Source organism: Shewanella sp. SP1S1-7 (assembly GCF_031932105.1).
Classification (GTDB): Bacteria; Pseudomonadota; Gammaproteobacteria; order Enterobacterales; family Shewanellaceae; genus Shewanella; species Shewanella baltica.
Window position 1 is genome coordinate 143,221 of record NZ_JAUOEU010000004.1, and the last position, 14,988, is coordinate 158,208.

Below are 14,988 nucleotides of genomic sequence, written 5' to 3' on the forward strand. Positions count from 1 at the left end.
TTTTTATGCGGCAGGAGGATACCAAGAAGCGGCTATTGATTGAAAGCGGATCCCCGTGCGAAAAGACGTTAAGCATTAAAAAAACCTTAATTAAAACCAAATAAAATCAATAAATTTACAAAATTAACTTAAATTTAACTGATTTGGTTCTCATAAATTGGGAATGTGTGAGGCGCTTCATTTATTCATTTTGGCTAAAGTTGATGTAATGGCTAAGTCATGGGGTGGATGAATACCTCGATAAACTTGCAGGTGTTAGCCAACATTTACTTTTTAGGCGTGCCGAATAGTACTTCTGTTTTCTCTGACTCATGCGCACATGTTTACATGCTTATTTTTAATGCGAGTAAAGTTTGACTAAGCGGATTTTAGATGGGCATCTCAAATAAAAACATCAAGTTAAAACAATGGTCGTGTCAGTCATTTACGCTATTTACATTAGGTAAAACGATTATTAGACTGTGATTTTATCACTGCCCAGATATCTACTTGAGATTGAGTTAACGAGTAGGGCATTATGATTCTGAATATTGTAACTATGGCAGTTTAAAGGATTACACATAAAGTCAATTACCCCATACCTTAAGGTAAACGTTTTCATCGCCTTAGCTTATATAATTGTAGGTAAACTAGGCTTGATGATTGCGTTGCCACCAGGATATTCAGCTGCCATTTGGCCTGCCGCAGGGATTGCCATTGCTGCCTGTATCCTGTGGAAAGAGTATGTCCCTTGGGTGGGGGTGTTTATTGGTTCGCTACTGATCAACATCAATATTGGCGGGCATATCCATTGGGGCTGGTTACCCTTTGCTATCTCGATTGGGTCTTGCATACAGGCTGTGCTTTCTGCCCATGTTCTTGGGCGAGTCGATCATTTATTCACCTTAGATAATCCCAATACCGTTATTAAATCCTGCTTGAGCTTAGCCTTAACTTGTATTGTGGCGACCGTTTTTGGCAACAGTGCCTTAGTGATCAACGGTACGATTCCACCATCTGATTTATTGGGGAGTTTAATAAATTGGTGGACGGGGGATTTGCTCGGCGCCGTGATCTTTATTCCTTTGACTATGTTGTTATTTGATAAGCGAGCTATCTGGCGTGCTCGCCGCATTCAGACGGGTGTTCCCCTGCTGGTGGGCTTTTTATTCTGCGTGGGGATTTATTACTACTCGGATATGAACCAGCGCCAACAGTTGCAAGATAAGTTTCAGATCCAATCCAATGCCGTGATTAGCAATATTGAAAGTTTTCAAGAGGCTAATCTGCAGCAAATCATCGCCTTAGCAAGCTTGTTCGATAATAGCGATCAGGTTTCTGAGGATGAGTTTGTGCAGTTTGGCAAACGTAACATGCTGCAGCAAGATGGCTTTAGAGCTTGGTCTTGGTCGCCGTTAGTGGCGGCTGCCGATCTACCTAGTTTTGAAGCATCGACCCGTTCGGCCATTGGCGCTCCCTACAAAGTCACGCGGCCTCAAGGCTGGCAAGCTAATGTCGATGGCTGGTTAGTGCCAGTGATGTATATTCAGCCACTCATAGGTAATGAAGCGGCATTGGGATTAGATCTCAATAGTGAACCAATACGAGCCGCTGCCATTGCTAAAGTGCGCGCGACCTTAGCGCCTGTGATGACGGCGAAGATCCAATTAGCACAAGATCCCAATGGCCCAGGTGGCACCTTACTTCTAGCGCCCTCGTTCGATCGGCTGGGTAAAATCTCAGGATTTTGTTCGGCTGTGATTGATTTGCAAAGCATTATTAATGATGTTGAGAGCGTAAAGGGATTGCAGTGGAAACTCTCCGACATGAGTGCGGGCGGTGCATTGCTTTACAGCAATACCCAGAAGTCCTTTCCCGCATTTAGCAGCAAGCTATTTAGCGATAAAACCGGCCAGTATTTTCAAGCAAACCTGATGCTAGCGGATCGGCATTGGCACATAGTGATTTATCAATCCTATGCAGTGCTGATGGGCGATACTTTTAGCTTATCGCTACTTATGCTGCTCCTCGCCTTTATAACCTGTGCTGTTGTGGGCGGTATGACACTGGTTTCCTCCGGCGAGCGCCAACGTATTGCCGAGAAAGTGACTGAAAAAACCATGGCCTTATCGAAGGAAATTGCCCGTCGTCAGGCTTTTCAGGCCACCTTGGTACAAAGCGAACAAAGATATCGTAACTTGTTTGATAAGGCGCCTGTAGGGCATGTGCTTAAACGTTTAGATGATGGTCAGTTTGTGGCGATTAACCCCGCATTCGAAGCCATGACGGGTTACTCACTCGCTGAGTTAAATCAGCTTGACCCTTGGGATCTCACGCCAAAGCGTTATCAATTAAGTGAAACTGAGCAATTAGAACGTCTAAAGCAAACGCGTCGTTATGGCCCTTATCAGAAGCATTATTTGAATAAGAATGGTCAATTAGTGGCGGTGCGTCTCAATGGTGCCTTAGTCACAGGTGCCGATGGTGAACAGCTTATTCTCTTTATCGTTGAAGATATTACCGAGCAGGAGCGCACCGTTGCGCGGGTAAATCTATTGGCGCAGGTGTTCCAGCAGAGTGGTGAAGGCATCACTATCATGGATGCCAACGACATTATTGTGGATGTGAATACTGCATTTTCTCAGATAACCGGTTATTCCCGAGAAGAAATCATTGGTAAAAACTGCCGCTTTTTAGAGGCTGAGCGTACCGACAAAAATATCGATCCTCAAGTGCGTGCTGCCCTAGAACAAACGGGATTCTGGCAAGGCGAAGTTTGGGACAGGCATAAGCATGGTTACGATTTCCCCAAATGGTTGATGATGTCTGTGGTGCGCGATGATGCAGGTGCCGTGAGCCATTACATCGGCAGCTTTACCGATATCAGCGAGCGTAAAGTCAGTGAGGAACGCATTCATTTCCTCGCCCACCATGATTCTTTGACCTTACTGCCTAATCGACTCAGCTTACAGTCGCGCCTCGAAGTGGTTTTCAGGGAGGCGCTGGCATCCGACAGCCAAATTGCCGTGATGTTTATCGACATGGACCACTTTAAAAATATCAACGACACCTTGGGCCATCATGTGGGCGATCAACTCTTGTTAGAAGTTGCGCGGCGTTTGAAAAACATCGTTGGTGATACTGACACTGTGGCGCGTCTGGGTGGCGATGAGTTTGTGGTCGCATTATCTGATACGAACCATGATGAGGTGGCCAGTTTAGCCGAGGCGCTGCGCAGTGGTTTGAGTCAAACCTATATCATTAATAATCAAGCATTACATTCATCGCCAAGTATAGGTATCAGTTTATTCCCGACCGACGGCGACAGTGTTGAAGCCTTGATGAAAAACGCCGATATGGCCATGTACCGCGCCAAGGCTGCGGGGCGCAACAACTATCAATTCTTTACTGCGGCGATGAATACCTTGATCACCGAGCGCCAGCAAATTGAAACGGGCCTGAGGCAAGTGCTCGCTAACGATGAATTACGACTGCATTATCAGCCACAAATTGATATCCGCACTGGGCAAGTGGTCAGTGTCGAAGCCTTAGTGCGCTGGCAACATCCTGAGTTTGGCATGGTAGCGCCAGACCGCTTTATTCCCATCGCCGAAGAGATTGACATGATCATTCCTATCGGCCAATGGGTGTTAGAAACTGCCATGGCGCAGCTTGCCGTATGGCGCGCTGCGGGTGCGACTGAGCTGCGAATGGCAGTGAACTTGTCTGCGCATCAACTCCGCAAAGATAGCATTGTTGCCGATATCACCAATGTGCTTTTAAAGCATAAGTTGGGCAAAGGGGCATTGGAGCTCGAAATCACCGAGAGTGTGGCAATGCAATATCCGGAGCAGAATGCGCGCCTGTTAGCGGAATTGCGCCAGCATGGTATCGAACTTGCGATTGATGATTTCGGCACAGGTTATTCCTCCTTATCCTATTTGAAACTCTTGCCCTTAGACAGATTGAAGCTCGACCGCTCCTTTGTGAAGGATATTGAGAGCGACCCGAACGATGCTGCTATCAGTGCTGCGACCATTTCTATGTCCCATGAGTTGGGGCTAACTGTGGTGGCAGAAGGCGTTGAAAACGAAGCACAATTGGTATTATTGTCGAGCATGGGGTGCGACTTAGTGCAAGGGTTTTACTTTAGTAAACCCTTGGCGGCAGAAGAGTGTTTCCGCTTTATTCAGCGTAATTTATAACGGCAGAGTATTGTTGTTTTTCTAATGCTGGCGCTGAGTTGGACTATACTTGAGTTCGCGTTATGTATGCGTTAATCGAAATACTAAGGATGGTTTTATGCAAGTCATCTTCACCAAAGGAACCCAGCGTTATGGTCAGTTGCGCTGCGTGCGCATGGACGGTAGTGCGACCCAAACCCAAATGCCAGAACAGGGCATTGCTCCCCACGATATGATTCATTATGTGGTTGAAAAACGTCTGCATATTCAAGGGGCTTTCTTCTCGCAGGTCAGAGCTGGCGCCGATATCAGCTTCGCCTTGGAACATAATGAAACCTCCCGCGCTATCGCTGATAAAACGGAGGTGTGGCAAACCGAATCCATAGTTGAGACCCTGCAGTCGCTACTCTGGTCGGGCGAAACGCCAACCTATGACGGCTTTATTTATCTGTTAGAACAAGCCTGTAACAGCCGCGACCTAGCCGTTCCAACCGTCAGCCAATCGGACTTTGAACATATTCTTAATGAGATTATGGATCTGAGTATCGAATGGCAGGGCATGGGTGAAGGTCAGTCCCTGACCTTAAAGTTTTAAGCGGCTTAAAAATAAGTCATTTAACAACTAATTAAAACACAAAGAGCGCAGTTAACTGCGCTCTTTGTGTTACTGCGGCCATAGCGGGATTATTCCCTATGACGGCGTTCTTGGCTTTGAGTTGAGCGGCCTTGGTTATGTTCTACCGAGCGAGCGGTTTGCGCATTTTGGCGTGGCTCACTTTGTCTCACTCTTACGTCTTCGCGTTGTCTCGGCGCCGTTTGTCTTGGTTGTTCAATACGTTGCGGTTCTGCGCGTCTTATCTCGGGTCGTGGCGTTTCAACTCTTGGGGTCGCAGTCCTTGGATTTTCTTGCCTTTGTGGCTGCGTCCTTTGTTGATCGACATTACGCGGCTGCGATTCACGAGTTTGGTATTGCCTTTGCTGCGGCTCCCTCGATGGCATTGGCTTTGACTGCAAGGGTCTCGATTGCGCGTCATTACGCTCCTTGTGAGTCGGCGTTTGTACCATAGTCGCGGATCGACGTTCCTTTAACTCGGCCTGTGTTTTTTGATAACTCGGTACGCGGTTATCACGTTCACGACTGGCGTTGTGATAGTCCTTATTGTCACGACTCTTATTTCCATGATTACTCATATTACCTTGATTACTATGGGTATCTTGGCGTTCTTTCGACTTCGAATATTGACTATTGAAGTGCTGCTTACTGCCGCTAGAGTGTGAATCTCTACCGCGATACTTGTCTTCGTTGTAATAGCGTTGCTTCACGACGGGGTTGTGGTAACTCACGCCACGTCTATGTTCGGGTTTATGTTTCCAAGGCTGGGCACCATAGCTGACCGTGTATCTTTCACGTGGGCGATAACGATGTGAATGGCGATAGTCGATCACGACCACTTTATGGTTGTGCCAGTGGAATGAACTGAAGAAGTAGTTAAAGGAAATATGGATGCCAGGTGACCAGTAGAAATGGTTATGACTCGGACGATAGGGATAGCCAGCATAGCCGCCAAATTCCCAATACACGGGTGGATAAGCCACACCCCAGCGCCATGTGCCATAAACCACACGCGGATCGTAATAGGGCACGTACACAATTTCTCGCTTAGCGGGTTCTATGATGATCTGATTGTTGGCGCGGGTGATCGCCATGTTGTCCATGTCTGCTAAGCTGTTCGCTTTATCAGCCTGTTGCCTTAGGGATTGAATGCTGTTCATCACTTGGCCTTCATCTTCTAAGAAGGCTTCACCGAGTCTTTGAGTCCAGTCGAGATCTTCACTCATTTTTTGCAGCAGCGTCGGAAAGGCCAGCAAAGCTTTGACGCTCGGGTCCCAATCTTGATCTTCGGCTTGCGTCATCAGTTGATCGACCGAGGATTTGGGGCGCTGGGTTAACCAACGCTGTGCCTGCACTATTTCGAGTGGATAAGTTGAGGCAATAAGTATGTGGGTCAATAAGCTATCGGGATACAGGGCAATAGGCGCCAGCATTTGTTCGAGTTCGGCTTGGCTTGCCGCAGCGCTCGAGCCCTGACTCACAGATACGCCCGCAGCTTGGGCTGTGGTAGTGAAAGGCAAGGCCACTAATGCCGCCGTTAACACTAGCCAATTCCATCGATGTTGTCTGTTCATGGTTTGCTCCAATAATCCTGTTCGAGGATGTTATGGGCATCATAGGCGTTTGAATATGAACATAAGCTGAAAGCATTTTGCGGTTAAAAAGTTATTTTAAACCGCAATTTAGGATGGGGTTTAAATCTATATTATTGAAATTAAAGGTTAAATAGAATGCACGAAGCTGATGCTGAACTTGGCGCCGCCCAAGGTTTCTGAACGTGAGACTGAAATTCTGCCGTTATAGCTGTCGACTAAATCGCGCACGATCGCAAGCCCAATACCATTACCTTGATGATAGGAATCAGCGCGAATACCGCGTTCAAAGATTTGATTTTGCAGCGCCTCACTGATCCCTGGCCCATCATCTTCGATGCAGATCAGCAATTGATAGGCATCGCCGGTCACGGTTAATTTAACTGTGGACTTTGCCGCTTTGCAGGCGTTGTCGAGCACGTTACCGAGAATTTCCGTGAGATCCGCCTCATCACCTTTAAATACTGCTGCTTCTGCCATCTCGCCACTGAGATTGATTTGCGGTTCACGATAAATTTTGGCTAAGGTACGTAATAACTTAGCGGCGACGTCATCGACGCGAATCCCTAAATGCCACGAGGCTGCCGCTGCCGTTTGGGCGCGTTTCAACTGGTGGCCAATAATGCGGCTGATCACCGACACTTGTTCGCTGGAGGCTTCGCTTAAGTCGGCCTGACTCTTGATCACCGCCAGCGGTGTTTTGAGGCTGTGGGCAAGATCGGCCAAGGCATTACGATAGCGTTTGCGCTGGGTTTGTTCGGTATTGAGCAAAATATTGAGCTGCCGCGCAACCGCTTGTAGTTCAGTGGGGTACTGACTACTTAGCTGCATAGACTTACCTTGCTCGACGGAATGTAATTCTTGGGTAAAGCGTGCCAATGGCCGCAGCGTCCACACTAGCCAGCTCAGTTGGAACACGAGCATGACGAACATGAGGATCAGCAGCCAAGTCCAAAGCTGTTGGTTAAATTGATCGATTTGCTGCTGAAATTCGCGCTCGTCCTTAATGATGTGAATCGTCACAGGCACGTTTTGATTTTGACTGGCGAAACTGACGCTAAAGCTATAAATCAAATGGGGTTGTTCGGCGAGCTCGATTTGCTCAAAGTCACTTTGACCCGTTGCTGGGATGGTAAAATGCGGTGGTGGCATCATGCCCATAAAAGATTGCGAGTGCCACACGATCGTTTGTTTGCCGCTGGCATCTTCAGTGGTCGCAATGGCATACAGCCCAGATTGAATGAGGTTAAAACGATTTTCGAGTACTAATTCTGGAATAGAGATTTGTTTATTCTCGACTTCAGTCACCGCGAGTATCGAATAGACATAGGCGCTGAGTTCATTTTTGGTCGCGCTTTTAACTTGCTCGGTAAAGGCATCGTTTAAGGCGACGCCGATTAAAGGTAATAACACTAAGATAAACAATAGCGCGCTAATCACTAAGCGCGCTTTAAGGGAGTTCAATACTTGCCACACAATGGCACGTTTACTCATCGGCAGTTGGCTCGGGCGTTAACGCTTTTAGGCGATAACCTTGGCCGCGCAGGGTTTCAATCAGGTTATATTGATTATCAGGATCGAGTTTTTTACGTAACCGGCGGATAAAGACTTCAATGACGTTTGAATCTAAATCAAAATCTTGATCGTAGATGTGCTCCGTCAATACGGTTTTGGATTTCACTTCACCCTGATGCAGCATAAAAAATTCGAATAACTTGTATTCAGAGCCGCTGAGGTTAACCAACTCTTCACCTTTACGCACTTCTAAGCTGCTGGTATTTAGGCTAAAGGGACCGTTATAAATCAAAGGGCTGGCCTTGCCGGCAGAGCGACGGATCAAGGCTTTTAGCCGCGCGACCAGTTCTTGGGGATGAAAAGGTTTCGTCAGGTAGTCGTCAGCACCGGCGTCGAGCCCTTCCACCTTGTCTTGCCAACTGTCCCTCGCGGTTAAAATTAGGATTGGGAAGTCGCGTTCCTGTTCGCGTACGCTGCGGATAAGCGCGATACCATCGAGTTTAGGCAAACCGACATCGATTATCGCCGCATCATAGTTGTATTCGAGTGCTTGAAATAAGCCTTCTTCACCATCGCTCGCCACATCGATACTGTAATGGGCATCGAGCAGATGTTGTTTTAAGTTAGCCTGCAGTTCTAAATCATCTTCAACCAATAACAATCGCATAGTTAATTCCTCGACACTCGGCCAGTTGCGGCATCCACTGAGACTGAAAACACTTGGCCGTCATTATTGAGGAGCTTAACCCGATATCCTGAGCCGCTGGATTGCACGCTCAGTACCTTGCCTTGATATTGGCGTTGCACCATAGCTACAGCTTGATCTGGGCTATTGACCGCCAGACGGCGCTGCTCATTCTTCGCACCTTGGTTGCGATCATTCTGTCTATCATTGCCTGCCATGCTGCCAAAGGAGGCCAATAAGCAAGCGATTAGGGCCAATGTCAAACCAAGTTTCATATCTGGTACCCGCAATGTTCGGCGATCTTAAGTTAATGAGTGAGATGGATAACTTATCGAGTCGACTAAGAATACCTCATCACCTTAACAAACACATAGAGATCAGCCAATTGGTTGGCACAATTCCATCAAAATTAACTTTGGTAGTCATTTTGTTATTCGTGACAGAACTGAAGCTCTGTCAGCGAGTCTATTCCTATGCTCGCATTCAATATGCCCTAGTGTCGGCTAATCCAGATGAACTAAGGCTGAACGTATTGTCGCGCTAAGAACACTAAATGTTGATGTTCAGCTTATGTTCACCTTCATTGCACTTTAATGGCTCCAATTTGAACGGATTATCCATGGGGTATTCAAGATGAACACACTCAATAAACAAGGTATGGCAGCCACAGTTAACAGTCAGGTTAACACCCATTTCGTTAAAGCGACGGCCATTGCCGCGCTGTTTTTAGCGTCCGCTGCCGTCAGCGCTCAGCCCCGCGAACTGGAATCATCGCAAAGCTTAACGCCATTTACTGCGGCCAGTGTCGGCATTGCCAAAAAAGCTGAAAACAGCGAGCAAGCAGCCGAGCAGGAACAGCAAGCTTTAGCCCTGTTACAACAAGCTGCGCCCGCAAAAAATGTCACTGAAGCCGCTGCTGCAGCCGTTAAATCCTTGGCGCCCGCGTTATCCTCTAAAGCGCCGACGGCAAACCGCGTGCAACTAATGGGCGCATCGCCGATGACGCGTGAGCAAGTGACTGCGAAACATGCGAGCCAAGGCATGCCGAGTTCGAGCGCGACCAGTGAAGATCCCTACCGCGCCCCTGTGTATCACAGCTTTTCGATTTTTGATGCCAACAGTCGTTTGTTCGAAGACTTTGACTACGATGGGTTTTATCAAACCTTTAGCGTGACCTTCGACGTCGATGTTAACGGCGCGTATCTTAATGAAAGAGCAGACTTATTTGCCGAGCTTTATCTCAGTCGTGATGGCGGCCCTTGGGTGCATTACTACACCACGGACGTGTTTACTATTTATGGCGATTCAACACAGGACGATTATGAAGTGCTGACCACGCTCTACACGGGTTATGCGACGGACCACTACGATGTGCTAATCGATGTGTACGAAGTGGGTTACAGCGATATTGTCGCGACCATCAGTGCCGATGAAACCGATGGTTTGTATGCGTTGCCACTGGAAAGTAGCGATCGAGACAGAGAGCCTGAAGTTATCGTCGTCGAAGAAAGTGGCGGTGCCTTCTCGGTATTGGGTCTGTTGTTCCTCGGTTTGTGTGCTGGGCTGCGGATGAATCGTACTCGCGGCTAATCACCCTTTTTTCTCTCTGTGTTTATCTCAGGTAAATAGGGCTAGTATGGTCAGGTTAATTTAACTAAATGGAGATAAATATGATTGCTCAAGGTCAAACATTACCAGCAGCTACATTAGGCCAACTAACGAAAGATGGCATGGTGAATCACCAAGTTACTGAACTGTTCGCTGGTAAAAAAGTGGTATTGTTTGCTGTACCCGGTGCGTTTACTCCGACCTGTTCTGAAGCGCATTTACCTGGCTATGTCGTATTAGCCGATCAATTTAAAGCGAAAGGCGTGGATTTGATTGCCTGTGTTGCTGTGAACGATGCCTTCGTGATGAAAGCATGGGGCGAAGCGCAAAATGCCTCTGAATTGATGATGCTAGCCGATGGCGATGCCAGCTTTACTAAAGCCTTAGGTTTAGAGATGGATACTGCCGGTTTTGGTGGCGTGCGTTCACAACGTTACGCCATGATCATAGATAACGGCGTAGTGACTCTGCTGAATGTTGAAGAGCCAAAGGCTTTTGAAGCCAGTAAAGCCGAAGTGGTTTTAGCTGCATTGTAATGATTAAGGTCCGAATTTAATCGGACATCAAAATAAATGGGAGCTTAGGCTCCCATTTTTATTGGTATTTTTGCGGGTTAAGCGGCCCGCGACTGTGGTGCTAAGTTACCAGCATCGGCAATGCCTAAACTGGTCTCAATATCCTCGACGCTCTGCTGCACTTCTTGGGCAATGACTTCACTCTGTTGCGAACTGGTTTGCGCCTGCTCTTTTAAGCTATCCATAGTGCGCACAAATTGATCGAGATAATCGACTTGCTCCTTGGCATTGAGCGAGCCTTGTTTAGCGGTATTGGCCATGTCGCTCGCTTGGTTTTGCACCGTTTGCGCCACTTGCCATAGGCTTTGAGCGCGCAGTTTTTGGCTGCTGGTGGCCTCTGCTATGCCATCGACACTCTCACTGAGGGCATGATTCGATTGGGTCAGTTGCTGCAGAATCTTCACGATTTCGTTTAAGGACACTTGGGTGCGCTGACTTAAATTTCGCACTTCATCGGCAACCACGGCAAAGCCGCGACCTTGCTCTCCCGCCCGCGCAGCTTCAATGGCGGCATTGAGGGCGAGTAAGTTAGTTTGTTCGGCGATATTGCCAATTACATCAATGATTTTCGACACATCCGTCACTGAGTTATTCAGGCTTTCAAGGGAAGCATGGCAAAGGCCAACGGCGGTTTGCGTCTGCTCAGTTGCGCTCAGTACTGCTTCTGCTTCGGTTTGGCTCGACTGCATTTGGCGCATGGTTTCGGCGGCGCTGTCTTCCACGAGTGCCGAAGTATGGCTCACCTCATTGGCGAGGCTGCGGATATGCTCGGTCTGTGTTTGCGTATCGGCCACAATCGTTTGGGTGTGCTCTGTGTGCTGAGATAGCTGAGTAATGCGCGCAACCAGTTGGCTTAATGATTGAGAAACCTTAGTGATTTGTTGGCGCTGTGCTTCGTCTTCCTGTTCAAACCTTTGCAGCAACTGGTTGAAATGACCTGCGATTTGGCCAGTCTCGCAGCGACGATTAATGTCTAAACGTTCGCGGCTGTTCGATTCGCTTAATTTCATAAAGGCTTGATTAAGACGTTTCAGCGGTTTGACGACGCGATTTTGCTGCAGGATTAAATAACCTATGGCAAACAAGGCCATGATGGAAACCATAGTGTAGAGGATCAGTTGTAGCTCATATTTCAGCTGTTGATTCTTTGCAGCCTGAGCCTCACCTAAGCCAATAAGCTGTTGTTCCACATTGCTAATCGCTTGAATGAGTTGATCTTGCATCTCTTGGTTGGCTTGCAGCAATTGGTGGGTATTGGCGACTTCTTTGTTGTATCGATTGGCGAGACTGAGCAGTTCACTGCGGTCACTTTCGCCGACTTCAATTTGTTCTGGTTCGCTGGCACCGAGGGCAAATTCATCGGCTTCTTGCTGCTCATATACACCGATTAACGGCAGTGCGCTGAGGGCGTCGTGCCACGTATTTAGCTCTTTGCTGGTGCTGTCTAAAATGCCCTTGAGTTGCTGATTTTTGCCGATCAGATAGCCATCGGTCAGCTGGGAAAGTTGATAGACGATGGAAGGTAAATCGCGGCTCAATTGCAGATATTGTTCGGCGACCTCCGCATTTGTGGCTAAGCCTTTATCGGCATAACTGCCCAAACGACGGTTATAGTCGAGCATTTCAGATTCGGCGTGGGCCAGCAGTTGCCTGGGGTTGCCAGCGAGTTTACCCGCGGCGCGGTACTTGGTATCTAAATCTTGAATGAAGCTGCTGAGACTTGCTTGCAAGTCATTATCGGTAGCGCCCATGGTGGCGAGATTAAGCTCTGTGAGCTGGTTCTTAATGGCGCTGAGTTTAGTTTTAGCTTGTTCAAGTTGGCTAGAGTTGCCGCTGGCGAGATAGCCGTCGAGATCGCGGCGTACGCCGACGAGGAAGTCTTCTTGTATGCTTTGCAGTGTGAGTGTTTGTTGTTCTATATTTTGTCGCTGATCACTACTCCACAGCACTACGGCCGCTAATAATCCCGCGAGCAATAACAACAGGGCAGAAGCAGAGAGCGACAGCGTTGAAATTTTCATTTTGCAATCTTCATAATTGTCAGAGCCAGTTAACTGTTCTGAGTTTATGAATTTAGCGTGACATTAATATGACAAGCGCCCACATGAATGTCAGCGTTGTCATTTGATTTGCCGATATGTGATCTCGCGCTATTCCAGCGGCAGCCACACTTGGGCTCTTAAACCGCCTTCGGCGCGGTTGGAGAGGGTGACTTGCCCTTGGTGTCTATCGATAATCCGTTTGATGATGGCGAGACCTAGGCCTGAGCCGACACTGCCTCGGGCGATATCACCTTGGGTAAAGGGTTGAAATAGTTTGGTGATTTGTGACTCGTCGATTCCAGGACCATTATCTTCAACACTAAAACCGATACGTTTGCCATCGAACTGCGAACTAATGCGGATCCAGCCAGAACCATAGCGAAAGGCATTTTCGACTAAGTTACTCAGTACCCGCTTGATGGCAATCGCTTGGAATTGAGCTTCGGGGCAGTCAGTTAACACCACTTCAATTTCACCGGCGCGATTGGCTTCTGCTTGAGCGACATCTTGAATGAGTTTATTGATTTGCCCTAGCTCACGGCTGGTTTCCTGATCTTGGCGAATATACGCAATAAACTGGCTGATGATGGCGTCCATATCTTCGATATCGTTGACTATGCCATCTTTAAGATATTGATCTTCCTCAACCATCATCTCAGATGCGAGACGAATACGGGTGAGCGGCGTGCGCAAGTCGTGGGAAATCCCCGCCATCAATAGCGCTCTGTCCTGCTCCAGTTGTTTCATGCTGTGCGCCATCTGGTTGAAGGCATTGGTCACTTCGACAATTTCACTCGAACCATTAAGCGGCAAGGGGTCGGGGAATTCACCGCGGGAAACGGCAATCGCGGCTTTTTGTAGTCGTCTAAGTGGGCGGTTTTGTTGGCGGGCAAACCACCACCCCCCGGCGACGCTGAGGGCGCCTATGACCATTAAATAGAGCGTGAGCGGCGAAAGATCTGAAACATTTTGGCCAATAAGCGGCACTTTTATCCAAATCGAGGGCGCCTGTGGTGGGCGGATCCAAATCTGCAATACGCTGCCGTGGGTGACGCGCACTTCGGCGTCGCCGCCGAGATATTCCGACATCTGCGCCGACCAGAAACCATAGTAGGTCGCTTGCTCAATACCAGCTTCACGCGCTTGTTGTTGATTGTAGATTTTCATGCCATCGTCGTGGACTTTGGCATTGAGGGCATCGACTATGGTTAAGTGTTCGCGGCCAATATCTATGCCATCGACAAACAGTAATTTGACTTGGCGAGCGATTAACTGATTGATTTGTTGGTAGCTTGGCTTAAGCACATAGACGGCAACCGTGACGTAAGACACCAGCTGATTGATCAGTAATAGACAACCAATCAGCATCACGGTTTGACTAAACGCGCTGCGAGGCACAAACCGCCACCAAAACTTAGCTTTCATCGGGGGCTCAATAACCGCAGCAGATTAAGATGGCAACGCGGCTCATCGACGCGCTGCGCCATCGGGCACAAACACATAACCTAATCCCCACACCGTTTGAATGTAACGCGGATTCGCAGGATCTTTTTCGATTAAACGCCGCAAACGTGACACTTGTACGTCGATGGAGCGTTCTAGCGCCGAATAATCGCGGCCACGGGCGAGGTTCATCAACTTATCCCGAGACAAGGGCTCGCGTGGATGGGTGACGAGCACTTTAAGCACGGCAAACTCACCGCTGGTGAGCGCAATCGATTCATCGCCGTGGTACATCTCACGGGTGGCTAAATCTAGCGAAAACTCTCCGAAGCTGATCTGTGCTTCCTGCTGGGCGGGCGCACCGGGCACATCTTGGGTTTGGCGACGCATCACGGCTTTGATCCGTGCGAGTAATTCCCGTGGATTGAAAGGTTTTGGCAGATAATCGTCGGCGCCTAACTCTAGGCCAATAATACGGTCGACTTCATCGCCCTTGGCCGTCAGCATCACAATCGGAATAGGATTACCTTGCTGGCGCAAACGGCGGCAGATAGACAGGCCATCTTCACCGGGTAACATCAAGTCGAGCACGAGTAAATGGAAGTTTTCGCGTTCTAATAGCCGGTCCATCTGCTCGGCATTGGCCGCGCTGCGCACCTGATAACCTTGCTCCATCAGGTAACGCTCGAGTAACGCTCGCAGGCGCATATCATCATCGACGACGAGGATTTTCGAGGTTTCTTGTCCCATGG

At 48.4% G+C, this 14,988-nt stretch carries 11 protein-coding genes; 4 read left to right on the forward strand and 7 right to left on the reverse strand.

The window, feature by feature from the left end:
• The first annotated feature begins 560 nt into the window (after positions 1-560).
• Together Q4Q49_RS05160 and Q4Q49_RS05165 are read left to right on the forward strand one after the other, a co-directional pair.
• Positions 561-4,184 carry an EAL domain-containing protein gene (locus tag Q4Q49_RS05160; protein WP_311998846.1) on the forward strand — a complete coding sequence of 1,208 codons (3,624 nt, stop codon included), beginning with the start codon at positions 561-563 and terminating at the stop codon, positions 4,182-4,184.
• 97 nt (positions 4,185-4,281) lie between these two features.
• Positions 4,282-4,758, forward strand: coding sequence for a hypothetical protein (locus Q4Q49_RS05165; RefSeq protein ID WP_006084642.1), 477 nt, complete (start codon positions 4,282-4,284; stop codon positions 4,756-4,758).
• A gap of 89 nt (positions 4,759-4,847) precedes the next feature.
• Here the strand turns inward: Q4Q49_RS05165 and Q4Q49_RS05170 are convergent, their stop codons facing one another.
• From Q4Q49_RS05170 to Q4Q49_RS05185, 4 genes are all read right to left on the reverse strand, one after another.
• On the reverse strand, positions 4,848-6,350 hold the full coding sequence (locus Q4Q49_RS05170) for a DUF3300 domain-containing protein (RefSeq protein WP_311998800.1): 1,503 nt from the start codon (positions 6,348-6,350) through the stop codon (positions 4,848-4,850).
• 147 nt (positions 6,351-6,497) lie between these two features.
• Positions 6,498-7,862 carry an ATP-binding protein gene (locus Q4Q49_RS05175; protein ID WP_259505357.1) on the reverse strand — a complete coding sequence of 455 codons (1,365 nt, stop codon included), beginning with the start codon at positions 7,860-7,862 and terminating at the stop codon, positions 6,498-6,500.
• Complete coding sequence (locus Q4Q49_RS05180) at positions 7,855-8,550, reverse strand: response regulator transcription factor (protein WP_006079500.1); 696 nt, start codon at positions 8,548-8,550, stop codon at positions 7,855-7,857. Before Q4Q49_RS05180 ends, Q4Q49_RS05175 begins: the two co-directional genes overlap by 8 nt.
• A 2-nt stretch (positions 8,551-8,552) precedes the next feature.
• Positions 8,553-8,843 (reverse strand): PepSY domain-containing protein, encoded by a 291-nt coding sequence (locus tag Q4Q49_RS05185; RefSeq protein WP_012588852.1) that lies wholly within the window; start codon positions 8,841-8,843, stop codon positions 8,553-8,555.
• 358 nt (positions 8,844-9,201) lie between these two features.
• On the opposite strand from Q4Q49_RS05185, the gene Q4Q49_RS05190 reads away from it, so the two are divergent.
• Together Q4Q49_RS05190 and Q4Q49_RS05195 are read left to right on the forward strand one after the other, a co-directional pair.
• Complete coding sequence (locus Q4Q49_RS05190; protein ID WP_311998801.1) at positions 9,202-10,158, forward strand: choice-of-anchor H family protein; 957 nt, start codon at positions 9,202-9,204, stop codon at positions 10,156-10,158.
• 80 nt (positions 10,159-10,238) lie between these two features.
• Positions 10,239-10,712, forward strand: coding sequence for a peroxiredoxin (locus tag Q4Q49_RS05195; RefSeq protein ID WP_006079504.1), 474 nt, complete (start codon positions 10,239-10,241; stop codon positions 10,710-10,712).
• A 77-nt stretch (positions 10,713-10,789) separates the two neighbouring features.
• Here the strand turns inward: Q4Q49_RS05195 and Q4Q49_RS05200 are convergent, their stop codons facing one another.
• The 3 genes from Q4Q49_RS05200 to ompR form a co-directional block, all read right to left on the reverse strand.
• Complete coding sequence (locus Q4Q49_RS05200; protein WP_259524430.1) at positions 10,790-12,772, reverse strand: methyl-accepting chemotaxis protein; 1,983 nt, start codon at positions 12,770-12,772, stop codon at positions 10,790-10,792.
• 129 nt (positions 12,773-12,901) lie between these two features.
• Positions 12,902-14,218: a two-component system sensor histidine kinase EnvZ gene (gene envZ, locus Q4Q49_RS05205; protein WP_063882184.1), complete on the reverse strand. Its 1,317-nt coding sequence runs from the start codon at positions 14,216-14,218 to the stop codon at positions 12,902-12,904.
• Between the two features lie 42 nt (positions 14,219-14,260).
• Complete coding sequence (gene ompR / locus Q4Q49_RS05210; RefSeq protein ID WP_006079507.1) at positions 14,261-14,986, reverse strand: two-component system response regulator OmpR; 726 nt, start codon at positions 14,984-14,986, stop codon at positions 14,261-14,263.
• Positions 14,987-14,988: the final 2 nt, after the last annotated feature.